The following is a 25,806-nucleotide window of genomic DNA, read 5'->3' as shown; positions in this document are numbered from 1 at the left end:
GCCGGCATCGATTGTCCAACGTCCCGTCAAACTGAGGGGAGACGGGCATGGCAAACGAGACGATCGACCACGCGATCACGGCAAGATCACTGACTGCGGCGGCGTCCGATCCCACCCACGCCGGTATCCTTTCCTTCATGCGGCGGAAATACACCAAGCAGCTGAAGGGCGTGGACACCGTGGTCTGGGGCATTCCGTTCGACGCAGCGACCTCCAACCGGCCCGGTGCCCGTTTCGGACCGCAGGCGATCCGCCGCGCCTCCGCCATCTTCGACAACGATCCGCAATATCCGTTCGAGCGTGATCTCTTTGCCGACATGGCGACGATCGACTATGGCGACTGCCTGCTCGACTACGGCAACCACACCAAGACACCCGCGACGATCGAGCGCGAGGCGGCGAAGATCCTGAAATCCGGCGCCTATCTGCTGACGCTCGGTGGCGACCATTTCGTCACCTATCCCGTACTCAAGGCGCACGCCGCCTTGCATGGTCCCCTCGCCCTCGTTCAATTCGACGCCCATCAGGACACCTGGCCGGACGAGAGGGGCCGCATTGACCATGGCTCCTTTGTCGGCCGCGCGGCGCGCGAAGGGTTTATCGACGTCGAGCGTTCGATCCAGATCGGCATCAGGACGCACGCTCCCGAGGATTGCGGCATCAGGATCGTTTATGGCTACGAGGTCGAGGACATGCGCGCCGAGGAGATCGCCGACACGATCGTCCGGCATGTCGGCAGCCAGCCCGCCTACCTGACCTTCGATATCGACTGCCTCGATCCTGCGTATGCGCCCGGCACCGGCACGCCGGTGGCCGGCGGCCCGTCCAGCGCGAAAATCCTTTCGGTGCTGCGCAAGCTCGGCGCTCTCCACATCGCCGGGAGCGACGTGGTCGAAGTGGCGCCCGCCTACGACCACGCCGACATGACCGCCATTGCTGGCTCGACCATCGCCATGTATATGCTGGGCCTGCGTGCCGAATGGCTCGCGGAAAGGCGCGGCTAATTCGTAGAGCACGCTAAGAAATTGATTCAATTCTATGCCAGACTGATTCCGGAAATTTCCGCAACCGTCTGCAGGAACAGGTAAATCATGAAACCGAAGATCTTCATCGATGGCGAACACGGCACCACCGGGCTGCAGATCCGCACCCGCATGGCCGGTCGTACGGATGTCGAACTGCTGTCGATCCCGGAAGCGGAACGCCGCAACGCCGCGATGCGCGAAGACCTGCTCAACGATGCCGACATCGCCATTCTCTGCCTGCCGGACGACGCGTCGCGCGAAGCCGTGTCCATGGTAGCCGGCAACAATCGCGTGCGCATCATCGATACGTCGACCGCGCATCGTGTCGCGCCCGACTGGGCCTATGGCTTTGCGGAAATGGACAAGGCGCAGCCGGAAAAGATCCGCGAAGCGCGTCACGTCGCCAACCCCGGCTGCTACCCGACGGGCGCCATCGCCCTGATCCGGCCATTACGCCAGGCCGGCATCCTGCCGGATGGCTACCCGGTCACCGTCAATGCGGTTTCCGGCTACACCGGCGGCGGCAAGCAGATGATCGCGCAGATGGAGGACGACCAGAATCCGGACCACATCAGCGCGCCACATTTCCTCTACGGGCTGACGCTCAAGCACAAGCATGTCCCGGAAATGAAGATGCACGGCCTGCTCGAACGCGCCCCGATCTTCTCGCCGTCCGTGGGGAGATTCCCGCAGGGGATGATCGTGCAGGTGCCGCTCTATCTCGATGACCTTGCCGCCGGCGCGACTCTGGAAAGCATTCATGCCGCGCTCGTCGAGCATTATGCCGGCCAGTCGATCGTCGAGGTCGCCCCGCTTGCCGAAAGCGCGCAGCTCGCCCGCATCGACGCGACGGAACTTGCAGGCAAGGACACAATGAAGCTTTTTGTCTTCGGGACGTCTGGCGGGACGCATGTGAACCTCGTCGCCCTGCTCGACAATCTCGGCAAGGGCGCGTCGGGCGCAGCGGTCCAGAATATGGACCTGATGCTTTCGGCCTGAATGAAGCCGTGAAAAACAGTGCCCCCGACAGTCGCCTGTCGGGGGCTTTTCTTATGGCTATTGGTCAGTCGCGGAACTCGATCGCCGTCGATTTCGGATATTCGCCGACGAAGCCGCGCCAATGCGCGATGGCGAAGCCGAGCACGACCAGCGCGCCTGCCTGGTGCAGCACGCCCCAACCGATCGGCACCTCAAGCACGAGCGTCGTGATGCCGATCATCGCCTGGATCGTCACCAGGCCGAAGAGGACCACGGAGCGTCGCGCGTGCGTCGTTTCCGGCGCCGCCCGCAATGAAGCAAGCATATGCGCCAGTGCCAGCGCGAACAGCAGATAGGCGCCGGCACGATGGAAGAATTGTACGGTCTTCGGGTTCTCGAAGAGGTTGATCCAGGCCGGTTGCTGCACGAACAGTCCGCCCGGGATGATCGCTCCGTCCATCAGCGGCCAGGTATTGTAGGTGAAGCCTGCGTCGAGACCCGCCACCAGCGCGCCCAGATAGATCTGGAACAGGCTCATGGCAGCGAGGATCGCCGCCATCGATCGCGACCTTTTCGTCGGCGCGGCGTCGCCCGAATGCGGGCAAAGACCGCGCAGGATCCACATGCAGGCAGCGAAGATCAGGCAGGCGATGACGAGGTGCGTGGCAAGCCGGTACTGGCTGACTTCCGTGCGTTCGGCGAGGCCGGAGGAAACCATCCACCAGCCGATGAAGCCCTGGAAACCGCCGAGCGCCAGAATGCCGACAAGCGGCCACCTCAAGCGTCGCTCGATCCGACCCGTTACCCAGAAGAAGAAAAGCGGCAGGGCGAAGATAACGCCGATAGTACGCGCCAGCAGCCGATGCGCCCATTCCCACCAGAAGATCGTCTTGAACTCCTCGACGGTCATGCCCTTGTTGAGCTGTTCGTATTGGGGAATGCGCTGATAGAGCCGGAACTCCTCTTCCCATTCTTCGGCGGAAAGCGGCGGTATCACGCCATGAATTGGCTTCCACTCCGTGATCGAAAGACCGGATTCAGTCAATCGCGTTGCACCACCGACGAGTACCAAGGCGAACAGAGCGAAGAGAACGGCTGCGAGCCAGCCGCGGATTTGCCGGCGGTTGCGCTCTGTCCTGTCGATCTCCTTCAGGAGCATCTGTTCTGCCAACTCGACCTGGGCCATGGAATTTCCTCTTTTCTCGCCGGGGCGCAGCAAGGTTCCAGCCCAGCCGGCCCCGAAAGCCGTTGATTTGCACCAGAGTGCCGTGCAAAACAAGGCCGAAGCCTTTGCGGCATGCCGTCGCGGCTACTGCATGCTTCCTCAAATCGTACCGACTTGAGGAAACATCCGATAGGACGCACGGCGCTGTAGTGAAGCGCAAACCACCCGAAAGAAACGAAATGCCCGTACGCCTCAGAAAACTGATCGGCACGATCCTCATCATCATCCTCGTCGTCGTTTACGCGCTGGCGGCCATCACCTTCGCTTCGCTGCTGCTCGGCGCGTCGCCCTGGTGGGTGCATCTGCTCTACTTCTTCCTGACGGGCCTGCTGTGGATCCTCCCCGCGATGCTGATCATCAAGTGGATGGAAAAGCCCGCCAAGAATCGCTGATTGCCGGGAGTATCAGATGAGGGTCGCGGTTATTTCCGATATTCACGGCAACGATCTCGCACTCGAGGCGGTGCTTGCCGACATCGCCACGCAAGGGATCGCGGAGATCGTCAATCTCGGCGACCATCTGAGCGGCCCACTCAACGCCGCACGAACCGCCGACATCCTGGCCGAGCACAACATCCCCGCGATCCGCGGCAACCACGATCGCTACCTGCTGACGCTCGACCCGGCGCACATGGGACCGTCCGATCGGGCCGCTCACGACGAACTCGAGCCACGTCATCTGGCGTGGCTTGCCTCCTTGCCTGAAACCCGGGTCTATCGAGGCGCGCTTTTCCTTTGTCATGGCACGCCGCGCAGCGACGAAACCTACTGGCTGGAAACGCTGGCGGCCGATGGCATCGTCCACATGGCGGGACGCGACATCATCGAGAGCTTCGCCGCGGACACCGACTATCCCGTGATCCTCTGCGGCCACACGCATATTCCGCGGGCCGTGCGGCTCACGGACGGCCGGCTCGTCGTCAACCCCGGTAGCGTCGGCTGTCCGGGCTACGACGATGACAAGCCTGTTCCTCACAAGGTCGAAAACGGGTCGCCGGATGCGCGGTATGCCATCGTCGAGCGCAGTGGCGACGAGTGGAATGCCACCTTCCGTTGCGTGCGTTATGATCATATGGCCATGTCGCGCCTTGCTGCACGCCGCAATCGCCCCGAATGGGCAAGGGCTCTCGCAACCGGCTTCCTCGACTGACTCTATCGGGCGCGTTCCAGCGCATGAAGATCCGCGCAGGTGATTGCAGCAATGTTTCGCGTCACCTTGTCGACGAGAATTTTGTCGCCGGGATTTGGTGCGGAGGGAGTAACCGGCATGAGATGCTCCTTGAGAACAAAGTCATCATAGCGTGTGGGCGATGCGGCCGCTGGCGGTGCGCTTCATGCTTTGCTAACCGCATTCTGCTGTCGCCCGCGAAATAGCCGCCACTCCCGCGCGAAATTAAGGTGAATGTAGCGACATCTGCGTTTCAATGGAGGCACGATCTCCCTTCCGAACGGTAGATGAAATGACGAATGCCTGCTTCACTTTGACGTCGTTGGACGAGCCGCAGCCGAACGACCGCGCCTCAACCCACCGTTCGGAAGCACAACGCGTCGAAAAGATAACGGTCTCCATCCATACGGACATGGCCGCGCTCGAAGCGGAATGGCGGGTCCTGGACAAGAACGGCCAGAACTCGCTGCACCAGAGCTTCGACTGGTGCGCCGCATGGCGGAAAACACACGAAAGTGAGACGCTGTTCATTCGCGCTGCGCGCGGCCGACAAGTGCTCTTTATTCTGCCGCTCGAAATCGACCGCGGACCCCTCTTCCGCACGGCGCGGCTGATCGGCTCCGATCACAGCAATCTCAATACCGGCGTGTTTGCCGAGGAGGACGCCACTCCGCCTACGGAATTCGTGCGCGTGCTGACCTGCGGAATCAAACGCCAGCTGCAAGCGTTCGCAGATATCGTCACGCTCGACAGGACGCCTGCGACGTGGCGCGGGAAGGTTCATCCGCTTGCCGCCCTGCCCGCCGTGCAGAACGTCAATGCCTCTTTTCAATTGCCGCTGCTCGGGAATATCGAACGCACGCTGGCACAGCTCAACGCGAAGCGGCGGCGCAGGAAGGTGCGGATATCGGAGCGGCGTCTCGCCGCCCTTGGCGGCTACGACTACGTGGTCGCACGCGAGATGTCGGAAGCGCACGCACTTCTGGAAACCTTCTTCCAGCAGAAGGCGGCACGCTTCGACGCGCGCGGCCTGCCGGACGTGTTTCAGGAGGCCGAAACACGCGCCTTCTTCCATCAGCTCCTAGAGCACGGTCGATCGGCGGACGACCAGTTACTGGAGCTCAACACCATTCGCCTCAGGGGCGAGCATGAAGGCCGGATCCTTGCAATCGCCGGCCTTTCGCGCAAGGGCGACCACGTCATCTGCCAGTTTGGCTCGATCGACGAGGAGATCGCCGCCCACAGCAGTCCAGGAGAACTATTGTTTTACCGGATAATCGAGCGGCTGTGTTCCGAAGGCGTGGCGCTCTTCGATTTCGGGATCGGCGATCAAGCTTACAAGCGCTCGTGGTGCACCATCGAGACCCCGTTACGGGACATCGTCTTGCCCCTGACGCTTCGCGGGCATCTGGCCGCCCATATTCATCGCGGGGCGTTGCTGGTCAAACGCATGGTAAAGGGCAACAAAGCATCCTACGCATTCATCCAGCGGCTGCGCCAGCGGAGCCAACGCTGAAGCCGACGGACGAGCATTGAGCCTCCGAACGGCCCGCGTGCGCTTCAGGCGGCGTGGCGATCCGGGAAATCGGGGTCGCTTTCGCGCTGTCCGGTCATCAGTACGATGTTGCGGTATCCAGCTTCGCCGAAGTCTGTCAGCAGTTCCACAATACGCTCATCGCTGACGGACGAAGCCGACACTATGATCTCCGTTCCCTCTCGCCGGGCGATTCTGGTTACGGCGCTGGCATCAGCCGGGCCACACTCGATCAGCACCAGATCATAGGCATTGGTGAGCGCATCGATGATCATCTGCAGCCGCTCGATCCCGCGCATTGCTGTCCGCGGGTCGGAATTTCCCCGTGGAATAATGTGCGCTTCCGATAAGCGGTCCGCGTGTATCGACTCGGCGAAGGCGATGTCGCCGGACAGCAGGTTCGTGATCCCCGGCAGCGCCGAGGACTGTGCCATCAGCCGCGTCGGGCAGGCCGAGCCGGAAAGATCGATGAGAACGACCTTCCGTCCGTCTTCCGCGAGGAGCCGCGCCAGCATGACAGTCGCCGTCGATCCTTCGTCGCCGCCCGGCGACACGGAAACGGCGGAACGGATGTTCTGGTCAAGAAGGTGAGCGGCAACGAACTCGATTGAGAAGTCGCTTCCCGCCGTCTTCGCATCTTCCACCGGTTCAAGGTCCTTGACCGGCCCGTCGCTCTCCGCAAGCGCGAGCATCGGTTCCCCAGAGTTCGGTTCCGCCGGGCCGGCGGGCAATTGTTCGGAAGCTTCCGGCTCCACGACGGAAATGGGCTTGAGCGCCCGTCCGCTGAAGAGCTCGCCAAGCATGATGGCGACGCAACCGATCAGGAAGGTGGCGAGCGCCGCAACCACCGTGATCGGCACGACCTTCGGGAAGTTCGGCGTGCTCGGAACGACCGCATTCGAAATCACGCGCGCATCTGCCGGCGTCGCGTTCGCAACCGTGCGTGATGTCGCCTCCCTGTAGCGGGCGAGATAGGTTTCGAGAAGCTGACGCTGCGCTGTTGCCTCGCGCTCCAGTGCGCGGAGGCCGACCTCTTCCTCTCCCGCCTGTGCGGATTGTGCCTTGAGCGTGTTGAGGCGCTGCAGCAACTGCTCCTCGCGCAACTGCCCGACCTTCGCTTCATTCTCCAGGCTGACGAGAACCTTGCGGGTCTCGGTGCGGATTTGCTGCGCGATGCCTTCAAGCTGGGATTTCAACGCCTTGAGCCGCGGGTGGCCGTCGAGCAATGACGTCGACAGGTCCGCAATCTGGCCCCGGATGTTAGCTTCGCTTTCCTTCAACCGCTGGATCATCTGCGAGCCAACGACGTCGGTCAACGTGTCCGGCGCACGGCCGTCGGCGAGCGCCGTCCGCACGCCTTTCGCGCGTGCTTCGGCATTGGCCCGCTCTCCCCGCACGCGGGCGAGCTCGGTCGAAATATCGGTGAGCTCGCGCGTGGCGAAGTTTTCCGTCTCACTGGTCGGCAGCAGGCCGGAGGAAGCACGGTAGGCCGCAACTTTCGCTTCCGCCTCACGCACCTTCTCGCGTAGGTTGGCGATTTCCGGTTCCAGCCAGCGGCTCGCCTCCGAATTCGAATCAAGCTTCGCGCCGCTCTGCAGGGATAAGTAGACTTTTGCCATCTCATCCGGAATGGCGGCCGCAAGCCTGGCGTCTTTCGAGGTGAAGGCGATGGCGATGACGCGCGACTTTTCGACCTGATAGACCTGTAGCTTGGACTCGAACTCCTTCAGCACGCGCTCTTCGGGCGGCAAATCGAGCGGGTTCTTCTTGACGCCGAGCATCACCAGGAGATCGGAAAGCGCCGAGGGTTCGGCCGAAGGATCGAACTCCTTGCGTTCATGCAGCTTCATGTTGCGCGCGACCTGTTTGATCAGATCGGCGGAACGCAGCACCTGGACCTGGCTTGAAATACCCGATTCATCGAAAACCCGGTCGGATCCCATCGGGGCAAGCTGGTTCGATCCGCTGAACTCCGGTTCACGCGACTCGATCAGCAGCCGGGCTTCGCTCTGATACTGAGGAGCGATCATCATCGCTGTGGTGAAAGCTGCTCCCGCGACGCAAGCCGTGGCGAGCAAAACTCGGGTTCGCCGCGCCCAAACGGCGCGGAAGAGGCCGCCGAGATCTATATCCACATCCTGCTGCCCGCCGCCGATGCCTGACATGCCTCAACTCCGAAGGTTCTTCATTCGGCCGGAAAGTAAAGGAACATGGTAACGCAACGGTTAATATCGAGCACAACCCTGAGGTGGCGCTCCCTGCCGCCGCCAAATCAAAATTCCTGGGCGAGTTTACCGGCTATTAACCCTAACGGATCGATAACGTCGCCAGAGGTGATCGTTTCCGGAGTCCGAGACCCACATGTCGACCGCAGGCAAAAAGACAGCACGCGCTATCGCATTGGCGATATTGTCTGCACTGGTCGGCGGCTGCACGAGCTACCAACCGGCTCCCAAAGCCTTCAGCGAGGCCACCATCCAGCCCTACAGGCTGGACAGCGGCGACCGCCTTCGCATCAACGTCTTCGAACAGGCCGGTCTCAGTGGCACCTATACCGTCGATCAAGCCGGTTATGTCGCCTTCCCGCTGATCGGCGCCATACCGTCGCGCGGCCATACGCTGCCGGAACTGGAAGGCATGATCGCCGCAAAGCTGCGCGAGGGCTTTCTCCGGGATCCGGACGTCACGATCGAGGTGGACCGCTATCGTTCCGTGTTCATCATGGGCGAAGTGGGCCAGGCCGGCCAATACAGCTATGTTCCCGGCATGACGGTTCAGAATGCGATCGCGGTGGCCGGCGGCTTCTCGGCGCGTGCGAACCAGTCAAACGCCGATATCACCCGCAAGATCAACGGCCGCATTATTACCGGCCGTGTGCCGATTTCCGACCCGGTCATGGCCGGTGACACGATCTATGTCCGCGAACGGCTGTTCTGACACCCATGCAGAACGAACGTCCCCTGCGCATCCTTCATTGCTTCAGGTCGCCGGTCGGCGGCATATTCCGGCACGTAAGGGATCTAGCCGAAGCCCACGCCAATTCCGGGCACGAGGTGGGAATTCTGTGCGACAGCACGACCGGCGGCGCTCACGAAGACGCCCTGTTCGATGCGATCCGCCCCCATCTGGCGCTCGGCATCGTTCGCCTGCCCATTCACCGCGCCATCGGACCGTCCGACATTGTCGCACTTTGGCGCAGCTATAGCGAAATCAGAAGTTTGCAACCGGATGTGCTGCACGGGCACGGCGCCAAAGGCGGCGTCCTTGCGCGCATTATCGGTTCAGCCTTGCGGGTCAACAAGTATCGCGTAGCCCGCCTTTATTCACCCCACGGCGGCAGCCTCCACTACGATTCAAGATCGTTGAAAGGTCGAGCGATTTTCCGTCTCGAGCGGCTGCAGGAGCGCCTCACAGACGCTCTCGTCTTCGTCTGCGATTACGAACGCCAAACCTATTTCGCAAAGGTCGGCCGGCCGCCCGGTCGCAACGAACTGATTTATAACGGCATCGACGACCGCGAATTCGATCCCGTCACGGTTGCGCCGGACGCAGTGGATTTTTTGTATATCGGCATGATGCGGGACCTCAAGGGTCCCGATCTGTTTGTGGAGAGCTTTGCTGCGGCCGAGCGGATCGCCGGCCGCCCTCTCTCCGCCCTGATGATCGGCGACGGGCCGCAACAGCAGCAATACGCAGAAATGAAACTGCGCAAGGGGCTCGGGCGGCGCATCAAGATGCTCCCGGCCATGAAGGCGAGAGAGGCCTTCGCGCTTGCGCGCACGGTCGTCATCCCCTCGCGTGCGGAATCGATGCCCTATATCGTGCTTGAGGCACTTGCCGCCGGCAAGCCCTGCATCGCGACACGGGTCGGCGGGATTCCGGAGGTTTTCGGCGCCGACAGCGGTGCGCTTGCCGAACCCAACGTCGCTTCGCTGGCAGCGATCATGGCCGCCACGATCGTCGAGCACGACTGGCCCGAAAGAACGATGCCGGATCCCAAGGCGTTTAAATCCCGCTTCGCCGCGTCGGTCATGACAAAGAACGTGATGCAGCTGTATCATGATCTGGCAGGCGATGCGGCCCGGGCGCGAGGACAGCTCGTTACAACGTAAGCGTTTCTTAGTGGCTTTCTGCTATCCGGGCGCAGGGACTTCACCGCCAGGAAGAGACCATGAACCACTACGAAAGGCCCGAGGCATTCAATCCGGAAGCGCTTCGCAAGAAGATCTCCGAGATCCGGACGGCCGCCCCCGAAGAGACGATCGGGGAAAAAGGCGCCACGGAGCTAAATCCGCTGGCACGACAGATCGCGCTTCAGTTCCGCGCCGACACCTATTCGCCCACCATGATCACGGGCCTGATCCGGCTGCTCGATTTCTGCGTTCTCTTCGCCATCGGCTATGGCATCAACGCCTACTATGTCCGGCCGGCCGTCGAACAACTGCCCGTCTATCTTGCAATTCTGGCCGGGGGCTCTGCACTTGCCGTCGCGGCCATCCAGATCGCCGATGGCTACCAGGTGCCGGCGCTGCGGGCATGGCTGCGAATGACGCCGCGCGTTCTGGGTGCCTGGGCGACCGCCTTCGGCGCTATTGCGCTTGCGCTTTTCTTTCTGAAATCCGGGCATCAATATTCCCGCGTCTGGATCGCGGGGTGGTTCATCGGCGGCGCGCTCTTCCTTATCGCTCAGCGCGCCTTCATCGCCTATTCGATCCGCCATTGGTCGCGCAACGGCACAATGGAACGTCGCGCGGTGATCGTCGGCGGTGGCCAGCCGGCCAAGGATCTGATCCGCACGATCGAACATCAGCCGGACAATGATATCCGTATCTGCGGCATCTTCGACGATCGCGACGAGCGGCGATCACCAAACATGATCGCCGGATACCCGAAATTGGGGACGGTCAACGAACTCGTCGAATTCGCCCGGCTTGCAAGAATCGACATGTTGATCATCTCGCTGCCGCTGACTGCTGAAAAACGCATCCTCGAACTGTTGAGGAAGCTCTGGATTCTCCCGGTCGACATACGGTTGGCTGCGCACGCCAACAACCTGCGCTTCCGGCCGCGCAGCTATTCCCATGTCGGACAGGTGCCTATGCTCGACATCTTCGACAAGCCGATCGCCGATTGGGACTCCGTGGCGAAGCGCTGTTTCGACATTTTCTTCAGCGTCGCCGCCCTTCTTTTCCTTTGGCCGGTGATGCTTGCCGCTGCTGTCGCCGTCAAGGTCACGTCTCCAGGGCCGGTCATCTTCAAGCAGGCCCGACACGGCTTCAACAACGAGACGATCGAGGTTTACAAGTTCCGCTCGATGTATGCGCATATGAGCGACCCGACCGCTCGCAGCGCCGTCACCAAGGGAGACCCGCGGGTGACCCCTGTCGGCCGTTTTCTGCGCAAGTCTTCGATCGACGAACTGCCGCAGATCTTCAACGTGTTGAAGGGCGAGCTTTCACTGGTCGGCCCGCGCCCACACGCCGTTCTGGCGCAAACGCGAAACCGCACCTATTCCGATGTCGTCGAGGGCTATTTTGCCCGCCATCGCGTCAAGCCCGGGGTGACCGGCTGGGCACAAATCAACGGTTGGCGCGGCGAGATCGACAATGACGAAAAGATCCGTTTCCGCACCGCATTCGATCTCTACTACATCGAAAACTGGTCGCTGCTCTTCGATCTGAAGATCCTTGTTCTGACGCCGTTCCGGTTGCTCAACACGGATAACGCCTATTGATCTCCGCGAGCGCATCCCCGCCAATTGTCCTCCGCCCCCAGCTTGCCGCGATTTCGCTGCTCGCTTCCGGCTTCGTGGCAATCGCGGTTTTTCTTTCCGGCTTCGTCATCGCCGAGCCGGCGCCTTACGAGCTCTTCATGGCGTGTCTCATCGGCCTGTGGGCGCTCTTCGGGTTGAGGATTTCCCGCTATGTAGCGCCGTTGCTATCGCTCCTCGTTCTCTTCATGGTTGGCGGCATCCTGTCGCTGACCACGATGTCGGACCTTGCCACCGGGCCCATGTACATGGCCGTCTCCGGCTTCCTCGCGCTCTCGGCTGTCTTCTTTGCGGCTATCATCGAAGATCGGCACCAACGACTGCGGCTGATCTTCAATGCCTGGGTTGCTGCTGCTGTCATCACGGCGCTCCTTGGCATTCTCGGCTATTTCGGTGCCATACCGGGCGGGGCCAACTTCACGCTCTATGACCGCGCGAAGGGAGCGTTCCAGGATCCGAACGTTTTTGGCCCCTTTCTCGCCGCGCCGGCGCTTTATCTCATCCATGGCCTACTTACCCAGCCGATCCACCGCGCTCCGCCTAAGATCGCCGGACTTCTCGTCCTGGCACTCGGCGTTTTCCTCTCGTTCTCGCGAGCGGCCTGGGCACTCAATCTCTTCTGCGTCGTCGCCTTTGTCTTCGTCATGCTGCTGAAGGAGCGGAGCGGCCTCTTCCGTCTGCGTATCCTGGTGCTGGCTTTGTGTGGCGCCCTCTTCATCGTCGCCGCGCTCGCCGCAGCCCTGCAGTCCGAGCAGGTCGCGACCCTTTTCTCAAACCGTTCCCAGCTTGTTCAGGAGTACGACGGCGGGCATCTTGGGCGGTTCGACCGGCACCGGATCGGCTTCCTGATGTCGATGGAAAAACCGCTCGGCATCGGCCCTCTGGTCTTCAGTACCATTTTCCCGGAGGATGAACACAATATCTGGCTGAAGTGCCTGACGTCCTACGGCTGGATCGGCTTGATCGCCTATGTGACGCTGATCGCATGGACGCTGTCGCTGGGCTTCCGCTTCCTCCTGCACGACCGGCCATGGCAGCCGTACCTGATGATTGCATGGGTCACGCTGATCGGCCATGTTGGTATCGGCAACGTCATCGACACCGACCATTGGCGCCATTTCTACATGCTGCTTGGCGTCATCTGGGGATGTGCCGCCCTCGAATATCGCTTTCAATGGCGCGCCCGCGCCGGAAGGCACCTATGACCATGGACACGTCCGCAACCGACGGATCGTCGGCTCAGCCGCTGCGCCTTCTCGAAGTGCTGGAGCCGAGCGGCGGCGGGTCCGGCCGGCATTTCCTCGATATCTGCCGCGGCATGCAGGCCCGCGGCCATCACGTCGAGGCGATCTATTCGCCGGTGCGAGCGGAAGACGGCTTCGTTCGTGAGCTCAAGGCAATCGATTTGCCCGCCCTTCACGCGGTCGCCATGGAGCGTGCGCCTGGACCGTCCGACCTGTCGGCCTTCCGCGCCATTCGGCGCATCAGCCGAACCGCGGGACCGTTCGACATCGTGCACGGCCACAGTTCCAAGGCCGGCGCCCTCACACGCCTGCGGCTGCCCGGGCGCCACGCGCCGCGCGTCTACACCCCGCATGCCTTCCGGACAATGGACCCGGCACTCGATCATGCCGGCCGATTGATCTACGGCGCCATCGAGTGGGCCTTGGCCTGGTTTTTCACCGATCACCTCATCGCCGTTTCCGATGACGAGCGCAGGCATGCACTGTCGCTCGGCATGCCCGAACAGCGAATATCCGTGATCGTCAACGGAGTTTCGCCCCCCTCGCCCGACATGGCGAAGACGGTTCGCGCGAGCTTCGGAATTCCCGCCGACGCATTCGTCTTCGGCTTCATCGGCCGTCTTTCCAGCCAGAAGGCGCCGGAGCGGCTGATAGATGCCTTCAAGGGCGCGGCATCGTCGGTCAAGAACAGCTACCTCGTGATGGTCGGCACCGGCGAACTGGAGGACGAGGTTCGCCGCGCGATCGCGGCAAGCGGGCTGCAAAGCCGCATTCACCTGACCTCCGCCTTTACCGGCCCTCAGGCTGTGGCCGCCTTTGATCTTCTCGTCATGCCGAGCCGCTACGAAGCGATGTCCTATGTCATGCTGGAAAGCGCGGCCGCGGGCAGACCGATCATCATCTCCGATGTCGGGGGCGCCAGAACGGTAATCGAGAATGGCGAGAATGGCTTCATCATCCCCAGCAGCGATGATGTATCGCAGCTCACGAAAACGATGATCGCGGCTGCAGATCCGGAAAGCTATCCTGCCCTCCTCCAGGCGGCCGAGGTCCGCAAGGATCGTTTCACGCTCGACGTAATGCTTGACCGGACGGAAGAACTCTACCGACGTCTAGCCATACGCCAGCGCGCTTGAGCGACAAGCGGTCGGTACGACACATCACGACGGCAGCGGTGTCGGGGCGAAACGAGATTGAGGGGTGTTCTTCACGAGAAGCGTCGGATGCTGGCGTGCCCGGCCCGGGAGGCCCGGCATCCGACCGTGTTGGTCTATTCTTCCGCTTGTCGCTCTTCCTGCTGCTGTTTCTGCTGCAGAAGGATCTCTTCCGCTGGCGTCGACTGTTCGGCCTTGGTGACGCTGGCCGTGGTTATTTCCTTGTCTACAGATGCAGTGGTCTTGGAGTGCCCCACGCACTCGGCGGAGGCTACCGTTGTCGATAAAGCGAATGCGGCTGCAAATACGAGGATGGTCTTCATAAGGCTTCTCCTGGTTGTTGCAGGCGCAGTCTATCCGGCGCTCACGCCGCGACCAAATCACAAAACCGTTCTCCGGTTCGATCGTGATCGGCGGCAGTAGCGCCGCGAGAAGGAGAGTACGCACCCCCACGTACCGGAGCGTGCCCGTTGCACGACGCGGACGTTTATCGCGAACTTAGGAAGTTTTGCCTGGACTTGGGGAGTTTGCCGCAACGGCGCCTTGGCCGTATGGTGTTCGCGAAGGACGTTGCCACGTGATTAAATGGTCGGAGCGACTGGACTTGAACCAGCGACCCCTTGACCCCCAGTCAAGTGCGCTACCGGGCTGCGCTACGCTCCGAACCGAGAAAACCCCTATAGTCTCAACGCTGGGAGCGCAAGCCCGAAATTGATCTGTATGTTGAAAAGAGAACAATCCGTGTGGAAATGACGAGATCGGCGCCTGCGCTAAAATCCGGCCGCGTTAAAGCAATATTTACCACGGTGGGCCGCGCCTCAATTCTCCCTGCATTTTGCCCCGTTCTGCGCGCATTTAACCCACCAAAATGCGAGATGGATAAAGCAGGCCTCACATTTTCGGCGCTTATTCTCGTGCTCATCGCCCTCATTATGAGCATCCTCGCGGTCGATCGAAGAGTGGTGGATGTGGCGCCGGACAGGCCGGCACTGGTGATCACCAACCAGGCTCATCCGTGAAGGAAGCGACCGTTCGCGCTTGAGCATCACGGTGTCCGGGAGAATTGCTAGCCGTCGCAACGAACCTGGGAAGCCCGCATGCGCTTTGCCAGACCTCCGTGAAACGTGCCTTCGCCCAACACCCGCCCTTGTTCTGCCATTCCGAAGCCCGCCGATGGGAACAAAAGCTTAACCGAGCCGTTCGACCTCCATCGACGCAGTGTCACCGAACAAACTTGGGCGAAACTCCGGAAGGGAAGCCAAAAAAGGTGAAAATTCCAGATGCCCCGAAAAATAGACGCAGATAAGCTCCAGAAACTGGCGCTCCTGCTTGGTCAAACCGTCGCCGCCTTGCGAGTGAATGAAATCATGATGTGCCGCCTCCTCGAATGGGCCGCTTCACAGAGCGATGACCCGCAAGGCTTTGTCCGGGAGACGGTGGAGAAGACAAGAGAGGACTTGCAGAAGGCGGGCCAGGCAGACGGGAGAATGCTGACGGTCTTAGCCGCCCATGAGGCGCTGGAATATCTCGACGAGCTCTCAGCGAGGATGCAAGGCGCACCTACCACCAAGCCTCCGGCAAGAGGTTTTGCATTCCTTGAACATCTCCCTTTCCCCGCGTTCGTCTTCACCCCCGACCAACATACGAACGGCACTTCGAAGGCGCACGAACCAAACAGCCCGCAGCGCCGCGCGTCTAGTTAGGTCGCTATAGAACTTCTAGAAGCGGTTAGCCGATCAATGGCCCCCTCGCTGGCCGCGATCACCGCACCTGATCGAGCAGCCGTTTGCATTCCAGAAGATCGTAAAGCGCTTCCTGCAAAAGCGCCCTGTCTTCCTTGCTTACGGAAGCCTTGCCGATCGATATCTCTGCGTCGTCGCCACCGCCGCCGCCGAAAGAGAAAAACCGCCGGCCTGCCGGTGCCTTCGCGCGGCCGACGATCTGGTCTTCTTCCGCGACACCGACTTTTGGCGGTTGCGGCTCCTCGTTGCTGGACGCCGCAAGTGCTTCGACAGTTGCGAGATCGCCGCTTGCGATCGCCGCGACGAACTTGTTGCCGTTGGCCTTCAAGAGCTTTTGCACGCCCTTGATCGTGTAGCCATGATCGTAGAGGAGATGGCGAATGCCCTTAAGGAGATCGACGTCCTCCGGGCGGTAGTATCGCCGACCGCCGCCCCGCTTCATCGGCTTGATCTGCTGGAAGCGTGTCTCCCAGAAACGCAAGACGTGCTGCGGCAGATCGAGCTCGTCTGCGACCTCGCTGATTGTGCGGAAGGCGTCCGGGCTTTTGTCCATATCATCCCCATTTACAGATCACGCGGCGCACCGCAATGGACGGATCACCGCGCGATGATCGCACGAGTCGCGCCCATTTCAATGGGTTATGGACGGGTTTTCAACCACATTTGTGGTTTTGAGCAAGGGGTCAGGAGGCGGGAGAGGCCGGCCTCTGCTTGGTCTTGCGGCTCAAATGCGCCTTCAGCACGCGTTGCTTCAGCACGTTCGACGCCTTGAAGGTCATCACCCGGCGCGGAGAAATCGGCACTTCCTCGCCGGTTTTCGGATTGCGCCCGATGCGCTCATTCTTGTCGCGCACCTGGAAAGTCGCAAAGGAAGACAGCTTCACGCTCTCGCCACGCACGATTGCGTTGCATATTTCATCAATGACCGTTTCCACGAGTTCGGCCGACTCTGTGCGAGATAGGCCCACCTTGCGAAAAACCGATTCAGCCAAATCCGCCCGTGTTACTGTTTTTCCGCTCATCTTCCCCCACCGATGTCTGGCATGCCGAGCGAAGGAAGACTATTGCCCTTGCCTTTTCCGGTCAAGCGCCTGCGGTGCTTCATTATTTTCTTTACCACCGGATGAGAACAGAGCCCCAGGTGAAGCCGCCGCCCATGGCCTCGAGCATGACGAGGTCGCCCTTTTTTATCCGCCCGTCGGCGGCCGCGGTATCAAGAGCGAGCGGAATGGAGGCGGCCGAGGTATTGCCATGGACGTCGACCGTCACCACAACCTTATCGAGCGGGATGCCCAGCTTCTTTGCAGAGCCATCGATGATGCGCCGGTTGGCCTGGTGCGGAACCAGCCAGTCGACGTCGTCCGCCGTCGTCCCGGTTGCCTCGAAGGCTGCCTCGATCACATCCGTGATCATGCCAACGGCATGTTTGAACACCTCGCGCCCTTCCATCCTGAGATGGCCCACGGTGCCCGTTGTCGACGGGCCGCCGTCGACGTAGAGTTTGTCACCATGAATTCCGTCGGAGCGTAGCTGCGCCGTCAGCACGCCGCGGTCGGCGTTCGTGCCTGCGCCTTCCTGGGCTTCGAGGATGATCGCGCCGGCGCCGTCGCCGAAGAGTACACAGGTCGTTCGATCGGACCAGTCGAGGATGCGGGAGAAGGTCTCGGCCCCGATCACCAGAGCACGCTTGGCGAGGCCGCCGCGGATGTAGGCGTCCGCTGTCGTCACCGCATAGACGAAGCCGGAACAGACCGCCTGCAGGTCGAAGGCGGCGCCATGCCGCATGCCGAGGCGGTTCTGGATATTCACGGCCGTCGCCGGAAAGGTGTTATCGGGCGTCGATGTCGCAACGATGATCAGGTCCAGATCGTCGGCGGTCAGATCGGCCCTCGCAAGCGCGGCACGCGCAGCGCTTTCGCCGAGCGAGGCCGTCGTCTCGCCCTCGCCCGCGATGTAACGCTGGCGAATCCCGGTCCGCTGCACAATCCATTCGTCGGATGTGTCGACCTTCGATTCCATCTCCTTGTTGGTCATCACTCGCTTCGGCAGCGCTGCCCCGAAGCCGCGAACGACGGAACGGATCATTTACTCAAACCTCATCATTCATGCCGGCGGGAGGGACTCAGACGGCTGGGCGCCGTGATATTTCGCCAGATCGCTCTCTATCTTGGCCTTGAGGCCGTTCTTGACCATGTCGTACCCGACATCGATCGCGGCCGCGAAACCCTCAGCATCGGTGCCGCCATGGCTCTTGATGACGACGCCGTTGAGGCCGAGGAACACGCCGCCGTTGACCTTCCGCGGGTCCATCTTTTCGCGCAGCCGATCGAAGGCACCCTTGGCGAACACGTATCCGATCTTCGCGAGCAATGTGCGCGACATCGCCGCGCGCAGATATTCGGCTATCTGGCGAGCCGTTCCCTCGGCCGCCTTCAGGGCGATGTTGCCTGAGAAGCCTTCAGTAACGACGACGTCGACGGTCCCGCGGCCGATATCGTCGCCTTCGACGAAACCGTAGTAGTCGATGCCCTCAATGTTGGCTCCGCGGATGAGCCGCCCGGCCTCCTTGACCTCTTCCTGGCCCTTGATTTCTTCCACTCCGACATTGAGCAAGCCGACCGAGGGATGTTCGACCTCGAACAAGGCCCGCGCCATCGCGCCGCCCATCAAAGCGAAATCCATGAGCTGCTGCGCGTCAGCGCCGATCGTCGCGCCTACGTCGAGCACGATGCTCTCCCCTTTCAGCGTCGGCCAAATGGCGGCAATCGCGGGACGCTGGATCCCCTGCATCGTCCTGAGACAGAAGACGGACATCGCCATCAGCGCGCCGGTATTACCTGCGGAGACGACCACGTCGGCCTCGCCAGCATTGATCGCGTCGATTGCCTTCCACATGCTCGATTTGCCGCGTCCGCGCCGGAGCGCCTGGCTGGGTTTTTCGTCCATGCCTACGGCGATTTCACAATCGTTGAAGGTGCTCGCCGCATTCAGCTTCGGATATTTGGCCAGAAGCTCAGCGCATCGCGCTTCCTGACCGAACAAGACGAATCTTATGTCCGGGTGACGTTCGAGCGCTCTTGCTGCGCCCGGGATGACGACTTCAGGACCATAGTCGCCCCCCATCACGTCAAGTGAAATTCTGACCACGCGTGTCTTATCCTTTTTTCCTGCCCAGGCAACGCGTCTCACCCTGCGCATCTCTTTTCACGCGGGGCGATCCTTGTTCCTTCTGACGCTTGAGCCAACATGCGACGTCTCGGCGCATCGGCCCCCATCGGCTGGAGTCGGGCCAAAATACTGCTTTTCGTCTGCGTGACAACCGAATTGTAAGCGCGGCTTTCGCCGTTTCAATCCTTTTTCCAGTCCTTCAGCGCCGCAAACGGGTTCGGCCGCTTGTCATCCGCGGCAGTGCTTTCGATGCGCTCACCGAAGACCGCGCCTTCCTTGCGCGGATAGGGATCGATGGCAAGCGCGACATGTTCGCTGACCACGACGCCCGCATCGATGGTATCGCCGGCAAAGGTGTCGGGAATGTCCGGACCATCCGGATCGAGCACCATCTCGCCGCCATCATTGTGCGCCTCTCGTGCAAGCCGCGATCCTTCCGGCACGAAAATCGCCTCGACAGGCTCGTTTATCTCCGCCTCGACCGGTTCGAGCGTCACCACGCAGGACTGGACAATACGAGCAGCGACATCGCCCTTGATCTTCACGCCGTCCTTCTTCCAGCGCGCGATCTGGAGGTCGGCGGCGAGCGAGAGCACTTCTTCGACATTCCAGAGCTTGGCAAGCGCCCGGCGCTCGGCTTCGTTTGCCGAAAGATGGACGCTGACGGCGTTTGCCGAGATGTGCCCCACCTTCACCGGGTAGGAGAACGCCGGTTTGCTATCGTCTTTCATGGCAAGCTCCTTCCTCGCGGCATCGGAGCACGGTGCCGCGCATACAACCGCCGAGCGCTATCGTCGCGCGGCATTGATATCGATCTATTACGCACCAGCCGGCGGTATGCGCAACTGGCCCGCTTCGACCACCTCTTCCGGCGTTTCTGACAGGGCGGCCTCGACCGCCAGAAGATAGGCGGCCAGTCCATCCATCGACGGCCCTTCGCGGGAATCGGGATGAAAGTTGCGAAGGAGCGCAGCGGCCAGGGCCTGGCCGTCCCTTTGCTCGAGCGCGGCCGCGTAGGACTCGAGGCGGCCGTAGAACATGCCGGCAAACTTTTTCATCTTCTTCGGAACGCCCGCGTCGCCGACACCGAGTTCGCGGATGGAGTGGTCTACGTCTTCGAAAAAGGCATCTACGATTTCCTGCGCGATCTCCTGTCCGGTGCGCGCGGAGGCGCGTGTCCGCCGAAAATAGAGAATCAGGATTGCCGACAACATCTCGAAACGGCCCATGACGGTATCGGGCACAGCAAGGTCGGTGTACAGAAACGGCTGGCGTGCGGCGGCTGTCAGCAACGCATACTGACGCTCCACAATCGCAATATTGCCGCTTTTTCTCTTGAACAGTCCAAAAATCATCACAAAGCCCAGTTCTGGCTTTCTCGAAATGTGGGCGGCGCCCACGACGTTATTGCATGATAGCCGAAGCTGGTTTACCGAAGCAGGCACGAATTGCAATGGCGGACCTGCCATCGTTACTCCAGGGGAACAGTCCTTGTCGAAGCGGTATCTGATATCAAACCTGAATGTTCTGAGCCGTGCCGTGCTCGTGGCTTCCCTTTGCACCACTACGCTTGCCGCCTGCACGACAGCGAATATGGGCGAGGTCCTGCATCAGGGCTATGTCGTCGATCAGGAAACGCTGAACCTCGTTCCGGTCGGATCGAGCCGCGAGCAGGTGCTGCTCTCTCTGGGCACACCTTCGACCACCGCCACCTTCGACAACGAAGTCTTCTATTACATCTCGCAGACACGCAGGCGGCCTGTCGCATTCATGAAGCCGAAGCTCGTCGACCAATCGATCCTTGCCGTCTATTTCGACAAGGAAGGCGTCGTCAGCCAGCTGGCGCATTATACCATGAAGGACGGCAAGGTCTTCGACATGCTGTCGCGCACGACGCCGACCGGCGGCAAGGAAACCAGCTTCCTGGGGCAGCTCCTGAGCGGTCCGGGCGCCGGACAGGCAGCGGCGCGAAACCTCTTCAAGGACTTTGGCAAAGGTCCGTAAGCCGCGACATAGTAAGGTACAATCCACAAAGAAGCCCGCGAACAAGGTTCGCGGGCTTCTTGGTTTTTACGCAACCGCGGTCAGGCGAGAACAGCCAGCAACAGCAGTGCCACGATATTGGTGATCTTGATCGCCGGATTGACCGCCGGGCCGGCCGTGTCCTTGTAGGGATCGCCGACCGTATCTCCGGTGACCGAAGCCTTGTGGGCATCGGAACCCTTCATGTGACGCGTGCCGTTCTTGTCGACGAACCCGTCCTCGAAGCTCTTCTTCGCATTGTCCCATGCCCCGCCGCCGGAGGTCATCGATATGGCGACGAAAAGACCATTGACGATGACACCGAGGAGGGACGCCCCGAGCGCGGCGAAGGCCGAGGCCTTCGAGCCGGAAAGCAGCAATACCCCGAAATAGACGACGATCGGTGCCAGCACCGGCAGCAGCGAGGGAATGATCATCTCGCGGATCGCTGCCTTGGTCAGCATGTCGACGGCGCGGCCGTAGTCGGGCCGGTCCTTGCCTTCCATGATGCCCGGTTTTTCCTTGAACTGCCGGCGCACTTCCTCGACGACGGCGCCGCCTGCGCGGCCGACCGCCGTCATGGCGATGCCGCCGAAAAGATAGGGGATCAGACCGCCGAAGATCAGGCCGGCGACGACATAGGGGTTGGACAGATCAAACGAGATCGCACCCACGTCGGCGAAGTAAGGATGCTTGTCGCCATTGGCGGCGAAGTAGGTAAGGTCGTTCGAATAGGCGGCGAAAAGCACGAGAGCGCCAAGCCCTGCGGAACCGATCGCATAGCCCTTGGTCACCGCCTTGGTCGTGTTGCCGACGGCATCGAGCGCGTCGGTCGACTTGCGAACCTCGGGCGGCAGGTGCGACATCTCGGCAATGCCGCCGGCATTGTCCGTGACCGGACCGAAGGCATCGAGCGCCACGATCATGCCGGCGAGGCCGAGCATGGCGGTGACCGCAATGGCGGTGCCGAAGAGGCCGGCGAGCTGATAGGTGGCGATGATGCCGCCGACGATGACGATCGCCGGCAGTGCGGTCGACTCCAGCGAGACGGCGAGGCCCTGGATCACGTTGGTGCCGTGACCGGTAACCGAGGCCTGAGCAATCGAATTCACCGGCCGTTTGTTGGTCCCGGTGTAGTACTCGGTGATCACGACGATCAATGCGGTGACGACAAGACCCAGGATGCCGCAGATGAACAGACCCCAGCCGGTGACGTCCTTGCCGGCGACTGTCCCGATCGAACCCCAGCCGATCGTCAGCGACGTGGCGGCGCCAAGGCCGATGATCGACAGGGCACCGGTGACGATCAGGCCGCGATAAAGCGCGCCCATGATCGAGCCGTTGGTGCCGAGCTTGACGAAGAAGGTGCCGATGATCGAGGTGATGATGCAGGCGGCGCAGATCGCCAGCGGATAGACCATCACGGTCGCGAGCAGCGGCGTACCCGCGAAGAAGATCGATGCAAGCACCATGGTCGCGACGACCGAAACCGCGTATGTCTCGAACAGGTCCGCTGCCATCCCCGCGCAGTCGCCGACATTATCGCCGACGTTGTCCGCAATGGTCGCGGGGTTGCGCGGATCGTCCTCCGGAATGCCAGCCTCCACCTTGCCGACGAGGTCGCCGCCGACGTCGGCGCCTTTTGTGAAGATGCCACCGCCGAGACGGGCGAAGATCGAAATCAGCGATGCCCCGAAGCCGAGCGCCACGAGCGCATCGATAACCTCGCGCGAGGCAGGGTCGTGCCCGAAGCCCGCGGTCAGGATGAGGTAGTATACGGAGACGCCGAGCAGGGCCAGGCCAGCTACCAGCAGGCCGGTGATCGCGCCCGACTTGAAGGCGATATCGAGACCGGAGGCAAGGCTGACCGATGCGGCCTGGGCCGTGCGGACGTTGGCCCTGACAGAAACATGCATGCCGATGAACCCGGCCGCGCCCGACAACACCGCACCGATCAGGAAGCCGATCGCGGCTGCACCGGAGAGAAGAAACCACGCGGCGATGAAGACAACGACACCGACGATGGCAATGGTCCTATATTGACGTGTGAGGTAGGCCTGCGCCCCCTCTCTGATAAAGCCTGCGATCTCCTGCATGCGGGCATTCCCCTGGTCGGCGGCAAGCACCGACTGCGTTGCCCAGATGGCATAGGCCACCGCGAGCAACCCGCATGCGATAACGCCTAAAAGTAAGGTCATTTCGCATTATCCTCCGTTTCAACCTGCAGGTTCACTCCCTCCCGCAGGCCCCTCATTCCGCGAATCGCGCGCCGCATCCTCAAGCGGCACCCCTCGCGGCGCGGCCAGAGTGCGGGCGCGAATGGGGATCGTCAAGCCCCTGAAACTACCGGCGTGATCGCGTTTGGGGGAGTTGGAAGATTTTGCTGAGGCCGAAGTACCGGCGGTCAGGCGGGACCGCGCTTGTTCCGCCGCATCAGCGCGAAAAGGAGGACGAGGCAGATGCCAGCGACCGGCCAGACAACGGCGTTGAGCACGTCCCATCCATAGGCGGAGAGCACCTCGCCGGAGGCGAAGGACGCGCTGGCGACCGTCGAAAACAGCATGATATCGTGGAAGCCCTGAACCTTGTCCGCTTCATGCGGCCGATAGCTTTGCGCCACAATTGCGGTCGAGCCGATAAACGCGAAATTCCAGCCGAGCCCGAGGAGAACGAGCGCACCCCAGAAATTCCAAAGCGCCACGCCCATATGAGCGATCGCCGCGCAAACCAGAAACAGCACAAAGCCGCAGGCCACGATACGCTCCGCGCCGAAGCGGGCGATGAGCCAGCCCGTTGCAAAGCTCGGACCGAACATCGCGAGCACGTGCCATTGTATTCCCAGCGTCGCAAGATCAGTCGAGAAACCGCATCCGACAACCATGGCGACCGGTGCGCCTGTCATCATGAAGGTCATAAGCGCATAGGCGGAGATGCCGCAGATCATGCCTGTCAGGAACCGCTGGTTGCCGACGATCTCGCGAAGCGGCCGAACTGGTGCAGTGGCGTGCAGGCCCGTAGCGCTTTTGAGATCCGGCAGGCGAAGGGGCACAAAAAAGAAGATCGCGGCAAGGCAGACCGGCAGGAGGGCCACGAACGCACCGGCAAACCATACCGGCGCGAAGTAGTCGCCGGCGAAAATGACGATCTGCGGCCCGAGTATCGCCGAGATGATGCCGCCGCCCAAGATCCAGGAAATTGCCTTCGGCTTGTAGAAGGAGGGCGATGCGTCGGCTGCCGCGAAGCGAAGTTTTTGCGTGAAGCCGCTGGAGGAGCCGAGAACGGCCAGGCCGAAGGTGAACAGCCAGAAATTGTCACCGAAAAGCGCCGCGGCGGCGATCAGCCCGCCCAATGCGGCGATAACGGCGCCGCCAATGAAGGCGAAGCGCCTGCCGACCAACCGAGACAGCGTCGCGGCGAGAACGACGCCGAGCGCCAAGCCGACGTTAAAGCCGGTAAGCGGTGCCGTCGCCAGCGACTTGTCTTCGCCGAGAAGCTGGTGACCGGCGACACCGCCGACCGCGAAGCTGATCGGCCCGACCACGCCGAGCAGCGCTTGTGCAAACGTCAACAGAAAGACGTTACGGCGTGCCTCGCGGAGAACCGCCCCCATGTCGTCCGCAGTCGCTGCCACCATTTTGCTATTTCCGCTGGCCGCGGACCTGTTTGGCGATCCGGTCGAGGACTGCGTTGACGAGCTTGGGCTCCTCGTCCTCGAAGAACGCCTTGGCGATCTCGACATATTCGGTGACGATTACCGGAACCGGGACATCCTTGCGCTCGAGCATCTCGAAGGTGCCGGCGCGCAGGATCGCACGGACGGTGGAATCGAGCCTGGACAGTGCCCAATCGTCCTGGAGGGCGGCGCCGATCAGCGGGTCAAGCGTGCGCTGGTCGCGCACGACGCCCGACACGATCGACCGGAACCACGAGGCGTCCGCCTTGAGGTAGGTCTCTCCGTCCAATTCCCGGCCCAGCCGGTGCTCTTCGTATTCGGCGACGATCTCCAGCACGCCGGTGCCGCCGATATCCATCTGATAAAGCGCCTGGACGGCAGCGAGGCGCGCGGCACCACGCTGGTTGACCTGTTTCAGCGGCTGATCCGAGGGAGTCTTCGTCACTTTTCTGCGCCCAACTTCTTCTTCAGTTCGATCATGGTCAGCGCCGCGCGCGCGGCGAAACCACCCTTGTCGCCCTCCGACCGGCGGGCGCGTGCCCATGCCTGGTCATCATTCTCGACCGTCAGAATGCCGTTGCCGAGCGCAAGGCTTTCGCTGACGGCGAGATCCATAAGGGCACGCGCGGATTCGTTCGCGACGATGTCGAAATGGTAGGTCTCGCCGCGGATAACCATGCCGAGCGCGACGAAACCGTCATATTCCGTGCCGCCCTCGTCGGCGCCGTCGAGCGCCATGGCAATCGCCGCGGGAATTTCCAACGCCCCCGGAACTGTCACAATATCATAAGTCGCGCCGGCTGCATCGAGCGCGTGCTTTGCACCGTCGAGCAAGGCGTCGGCCATATCATCATAGAAGCGCGCTTCCACAATCAGGATGTGGGCGGACGTGGTCTTCGCCATGGATCACCTGTCTTTGAAAATTTTGGGGCCGGACCTGACCGGCGCAGGCGGCGGTAAAAACACGCCCGGCGCAGAATGGCAAGCAAATTCCGCCAGCCGGAGGCCATTTGCCGCGCCGACGCCCCTGTGGCGCGGGGGGCCGACAGCTCTTCCGTCTCCGGGCGACGAAAAAAACAACAGCGGCCGAAGCGGGCGCTGCAG

26 protein-coding genes and 1 tRNA gene are annotated in these 25,806 nt (G+C 61.7%); 13 read left to right on the top strand and 14 right to left on the bottom strand.

Annotated features, from left to right (window positions below):
- Positions 1-47: 47 nt before the first annotated feature.
- Positions 48-1,004: an agmatinase gene (speB, locus tag QA637_RS04340; RefSeq protein WP_283063858.1), complete on the top strand. Its 957-nt coding sequence runs from the start codon at positions 48-50 to the stop codon at positions 1,002-1,004.
- 87 nt (positions 1,005-1,091) lie between these two features.
- Complete coding sequence (argC, locus tag QA637_RS04335) at positions 1,092-2,024, top strand: N-acetyl-gamma-glutamyl-phosphate reductase (RefSeq protein WP_283063856.1); 933 nt, start codon at positions 1,092-1,094, stop codon at positions 2,022-2,024.
- A 64-nt stretch (positions 2,025-2,088) separates the two neighbouring features.
- Here the strand turns inward: argC and QA637_RS04330 are convergent, their stop codons facing one another.
- Complete coding sequence (locus QA637_RS04330) at positions 2,089-3,189, bottom strand: COX15/CtaA family protein (protein ID WP_283063854.1); 1,101 nt, start codon at positions 3,187-3,189, stop codon at positions 2,089-2,091.
- 218 nt (positions 3,190-3,407) lie between these two features.
- Here QA637_RS04330 and QA637_RS04325 point away from each other — a divergent pair, with 218 nt between their 5' ends.
- The 3 genes from QA637_RS04325 (at position 3,408) to QA637_RS04315 (ending at position 5,911) form a co-directional block, all read left to right on the top strand.
- Positions 3,408-3,620 carry a DUF2842 domain-containing protein gene (locus QA637_RS04325; protein WP_153436915.1) on the top strand — a complete coding sequence of 71 codons (213 nt, stop codon included), beginning with the start codon at positions 3,408-3,410 and terminating at the stop codon, positions 3,618-3,620.
- A 16-nt stretch (positions 3,621-3,636) separates the two neighbouring features.
- Positions 3,637-4,377 carry a metallophosphoesterase family protein gene (locus tag QA637_RS04320; protein ID WP_283063851.1) on the top strand — a complete coding sequence of 247 codons (741 nt, stop codon included), beginning with the start codon at positions 3,637-3,639 and terminating at the stop codon, positions 4,375-4,377.
- A 310-nt stretch (positions 4,378-4,687) separates the two neighbouring features.
- Positions 4,688-5,911: a GNAT family N-acetyltransferase gene (locus tag QA637_RS04315; protein ID WP_428843118.1), complete on the top strand. Its 1,224-nt coding sequence runs from the start codon at positions 4,688-4,690 to the stop codon at positions 5,909-5,911.
- Positions 5,912-5,955: 44 nt separating this feature from the next.
- Here QA637_RS04315 and QA637_RS04310 read toward each other — a convergent pair whose 3' ends face one another.
- On the bottom strand, positions 5,956-8,094 hold the full coding sequence (locus QA637_RS04310) for a GumC family protein (protein ID WP_283063850.1): 2,139 nt from the start codon (positions 8,092-8,094) through the stop codon (positions 5,956-5,958).
- 196 nt (positions 8,095-8,290) lie between these two features.
- Between QA637_RS04310 and QA637_RS04305 the strand changes: the two genes are divergently transcribed.
- The 5 genes from QA637_RS04305 to QA637_RS04285 are packed head-to-tail and all read left to right on the top strand — an operon-like array spanning position 8,291 to position 14,079.
- Entirely contained in the window at positions 8,291-8,866 is a 576-nt protein-coding gene (locus QA637_RS04305; RefSeq protein ID WP_153436911.1) for a polysaccharide biosynthesis/export family protein, read from the top strand.
- A gap of 5 nt (positions 8,867-8,871) precedes the next feature.
- Entirely contained in the window at positions 8,872-10,041 is a 1,170-nt protein-coding gene (locus tag QA637_RS04300) for a glycosyltransferase family 4 protein (RefSeq protein WP_283063848.1), read from the top strand.
- A 59-nt stretch (positions 10,042-10,100) separates the two neighbouring features.
- Positions 10,101-11,663 (top strand): undecaprenyl-phosphate glucose phosphotransferase, encoded by a 1,563-nt coding sequence (locus QA637_RS04295; protein ID WP_283063846.1) that lies wholly within the window; start codon positions 10,101-10,103, stop codon positions 11,661-11,663.
- Positions 11,660-12,904, top strand: coding sequence for an O-antigen ligase family protein (locus QA637_RS04290; RefSeq protein ID WP_153436908.1), 1,245 nt, complete (start codon positions 11,660-11,662; stop codon positions 12,902-12,904). Before QA637_RS04295 ends, QA637_RS04290 begins: the two co-directional genes overlap by 4 nt.
- A 2-nt stretch (positions 12,905-12,906) precedes the next feature.
- Positions 12,907-14,079, top strand: a complete 1,173-nt coding sequence (locus QA637_RS04285; RefSeq protein ID WP_346283765.1) for a glycosyltransferase family 4 protein — start codon at positions 12,907-12,909, stop codon at positions 14,077-14,079.
- Positions 14,080-14,213: 134 nt separating this feature from the next.
- Here the strand turns inward: QA637_RS04285 and QA637_RS04280 are convergent, their stop codons facing one another.
- The gene (locus tag QA637_RS04280; RefSeq protein ID WP_153436907.1) at positions 14,214-14,420 is read right to left on the bottom strand and encodes a hypothetical protein; all 207 of its coding nucleotides are present in this window, start codon (positions 14,418-14,420) and stop codon (positions 14,214-14,216) included.
- A 263-nt stretch (positions 14,421-14,683) separates the two neighbouring features.
- Positions 14,684-14,760, bottom strand: a tRNA-Pro gene (locus QA637_RS04275).
- Positions 14,761-14,840: 80 nt separating this feature from the next.
- On the opposite strand from QA637_RS04275, the gene QA637_RS04270 reads away from it, so the two are divergent.
- On the top strand, positions 14,841-15,116 hold the full coding sequence (locus QA637_RS04270) for a hypothetical protein (protein ID WP_283065053.1): 276 nt from the start codon (positions 14,841-14,843) through the stop codon (positions 15,114-15,116).
- Between the two features lie 261 nt (positions 15,117-15,377).
- On the top strand, positions 15,378-15,800 hold the full coding sequence (locus tag QA637_RS04265) for a hypothetical protein (RefSeq protein WP_283063842.1): 423 nt from the start codon (positions 15,378-15,380) through the stop codon (positions 15,798-15,800).
- Positions 15,801-15,858: 58 nt separating this feature from the next.
- On the opposite strand, the gene QA637_RS04260 is transcribed toward QA637_RS04265, so the two are convergent.
- The 6 genes from QA637_RS04260 to QA637_RS04235 form a co-directional block, all read right to left on the bottom strand.
- A complete protein-coding gene (locus tag QA637_RS04260) occupies positions 15,859-16,392 on the bottom strand; it encodes a MerR family transcriptional regulator (RefSeq protein WP_136504239.1) in 534 nt (177 codons plus the stop codon).
- A gap of 130 nt (positions 16,393-16,522) precedes the next feature.
- Positions 16,523-16,861, bottom strand: coding sequence for an integration host factor subunit alpha (locus QA637_RS04255; protein WP_153436904.1), 339 nt, complete (start codon positions 16,859-16,861; stop codon positions 16,523-16,525).
- 91 nt (positions 16,862-16,952) lie between these two features.
- Positions 16,953-17,924, bottom strand: a complete 972-nt coding sequence (locus QA637_RS04250; RefSeq protein WP_283063839.1) for a beta-ketoacyl-ACP synthase III — start codon at positions 17,922-17,924, stop codon at positions 16,953-16,955.
- Between the two features lie 18 nt (positions 17,925-17,942).
- Positions 17,943-18,986: a phosphate acyltransferase PlsX gene (plsX, locus tag QA637_RS04245; protein ID WP_283063837.1), complete on the bottom strand. Its 1,044-nt coding sequence runs from the start codon at positions 18,984-18,986 to the stop codon at positions 17,943-17,945.
- 200 nt (positions 18,987-19,186) lie between these two features.
- Positions 19,187-19,738 carry a YceD family protein gene (locus QA637_RS04240; protein WP_283063835.1) on the bottom strand — a complete coding sequence of 184 codons (552 nt, stop codon included), beginning with the start codon at positions 19,736-19,738 and terminating at the stop codon, positions 19,187-19,189.
- 87 nt (positions 19,739-19,825) lie between these two features.
- Positions 19,826-20,362, bottom strand: coding sequence for a ubiquinol-cytochrome C chaperone family protein (locus QA637_RS04235; RefSeq protein ID WP_153436936.1), 537 nt, complete (start codon positions 20,360-20,362; stop codon positions 19,826-19,828).
- A 136-nt stretch (positions 20,363-20,498) separates the two neighbouring features.
- Between QA637_RS04235 and QA637_RS04230 the strand changes: the two genes are divergently transcribed.
- Positions 20,499-21,011 carry an outer membrane protein assembly factor BamE gene (locus tag QA637_RS04230; protein ID WP_153436900.1) on the top strand — a complete coding sequence of 171 codons (513 nt, stop codon included), beginning with the start codon at positions 20,499-20,501 and terminating at the stop codon, positions 21,009-21,011.
- Between the two features lie 80 nt (positions 21,012-21,091).
- Here QA637_RS04230 and QA637_RS04225 read toward each other — a convergent pair whose 3' ends face one another.
- The 4 genes from QA637_RS04225 to ribH form a co-directional block, all read right to left on the bottom strand.
- On the bottom strand, positions 21,092-23,227 hold the full coding sequence (locus tag QA637_RS04225; RefSeq protein ID WP_153436899.1) for a sodium-translocating pyrophosphatase: 2,136 nt from the start codon (positions 23,225-23,227) through the stop codon (positions 21,092-21,094).
- A gap of 206 nt (positions 23,228-23,433) precedes the next feature.
- Entirely contained in the window at positions 23,434-24,639 is a 1,206-nt protein-coding gene (locus tag QA637_RS04220) for an MFS transporter (RefSeq protein ID WP_428843127.1), read from the bottom strand.
- Between the two features lie 28 nt (positions 24,640-24,667).
- A complete protein-coding gene (nusB, locus tag QA637_RS04215) occupies positions 24,668-25,147 on the bottom strand; it encodes a transcription antitermination factor NusB (protein WP_184108527.1) in 480 nt (159 codons plus the stop codon).
- Positions 25,144-25,605: a 6,7-dimethyl-8-ribityllumazine synthase gene (gene ribH, locus QA637_RS04210; RefSeq protein WP_283063830.1), complete on the bottom strand. Its 462-nt coding sequence runs from the start codon at positions 25,603-25,605 to the stop codon at positions 25,144-25,146. The genes nusB and ribH overlap by 4 nt, the downstream gene beginning before the upstream one ends.
- Positions 25,606-25,806: the final 201 nt, after the last annotated feature.

Origin of the sequence: Sinorhizobium terangae (assembly GCF_029714365.1) — a bacterium.
In the GTDB taxonomy this organism is placed as follows: Bacteria; Pseudomonadota; Alphaproteobacteria; order Rhizobiales; family Rhizobiaceae; genus Sinorhizobium; species Sinorhizobium terangae.
The sequence above is the reverse complement of the archived record's forward strand: the minus strand, read 5'-3'. Positions and strand labels throughout refer to the sequence as shown.

Coding starts and splice junctions, on each gene's coding strand:
- speB (WP_283063858.1), top strand. CDS start 48: ATGGCAAACGAGACGATCGACCACGCGATCACGGCAAGATCACTGACT.
- QA637_RS04220 (WP_428843127.1), bottom strand. CDS start 24,639: ATGGGGGCGGTTCTCCGCGAGGCACGCCGTAACGTCTTTCTGTTGACG.
- QA637_RS04240 (WP_283063835.1), bottom strand. CDS start 19,738: ATGAAAGACGATAGCAAACCGGCGTTCTCCTACCCGGTGAAGGTGGGG.
- QA637_RS04250 (WP_283063839.1), bottom strand. CDS start 17,924: ATGATCCGTTCCGTCGTTCGCGGCTTCGGGGCAGCGCTGCCGAAGCGA.
- ribH (WP_283063830.1), bottom strand. CDS start 25,605: ATGGCGAAGACCACGTCCGCCCACATCCTGATTGTGGAAGCGCGCTTC.
- QA637_RS04330 (WP_283063854.1), bottom strand. CDS start 3,189: ATGGCCCAGGTCGAGTTGGCAGAACAGATGCTCCTGAAGGAGATCGAC.
- QA637_RS04260 (WP_136504239.1), bottom strand. CDS start 16,392: ATGGACAAAAGCCCGGACGCCTTCCGCACAATCAGCGAGGTCGCAGAC.
- QA637_RS04320 (WP_283063851.1), top strand. CDS start 3,637: ATGAGGGTCGCGGTTATTTCCGATATTCACGGCAACGATCTCGCACTC.
- QA637_RS04225 (WP_153436899.1), bottom strand. CDS start 23,227: ATGACCTTACTTTTAGGCGTTATCGCATGCGGGTTGCTCGCGGTGGCC.
- QA637_RS04300 (WP_283063848.1), top strand. CDS start 8,872: ATGCAGAACGAACGTCCCCTGCGCATCCTTCATTGCTTCAGGTCGCCG.
- QA637_RS04265 (WP_283063842.1), top strand. CDS start 15,378: ATGCCCCGAAAAATAGACGCAGATAAGCTCCAGAAACTGGCGCTCCTG.
- QA637_RS04305 (WP_153436911.1), top strand. CDS start 8,291: ATGTCGACCGCAGGCAAAAAGACAGCACGCGCTATCGCATTGGCGATA.
- QA637_RS04285 (WP_346283765.1), top strand. CDS start 12,907: ATGGACACGTCCGCAACCGACGGATCGTCGGCTCAGCCGCTGCGCCTT.
- QA637_RS04325 (WP_153436915.1), top strand. CDS start 3,408: ATGCCCGTACGCCTCAGAAAACTGATCGGCACGATCCTCATCATCATC.
- QA637_RS04280 (WP_153436907.1), bottom strand. CDS start 14,420: ATGAAGACCATCCTCGTATTTGCAGCCGCATTCGCTTTATCGACAACG.
- argC (WP_283063856.1), top strand. CDS start 1,092: ATGAAACCGAAGATCTTCATCGATGGCGAACACGGCACCACCGGGCTG.
- QA637_RS04255 (WP_153436904.1), bottom strand. CDS start 16,861: ATGAGCGGAAAAACAGTAACACGGGCGGATTTGGCTGAATCGGTTTTT.
- QA637_RS04315 (WP_428843118.1), top strand. CDS start 4,688: ATGACGAATGCCTGCTTCACTTTGACGTCGTTGGACGAGCCGCAGCCG.
- QA637_RS04235 (WP_153436936.1), bottom strand. CDS start 20,362: ATGATTTTTGGACTGTTCAAGAGAAAAAGCGGCAATATTGCGATTGTG.
- QA637_RS04310 (WP_283063850.1), bottom strand. CDS start 8,094: ATGTCAGGCATCGGCGGCGGGCAGCAGGATGTGGATATAGATCTCGGC.
- QA637_RS04295 (WP_283063846.1), top strand. CDS start 10,101: ATGAACCACTACGAAAGGCCCGAGGCATTCAATCCGGAAGCGCTTCGC.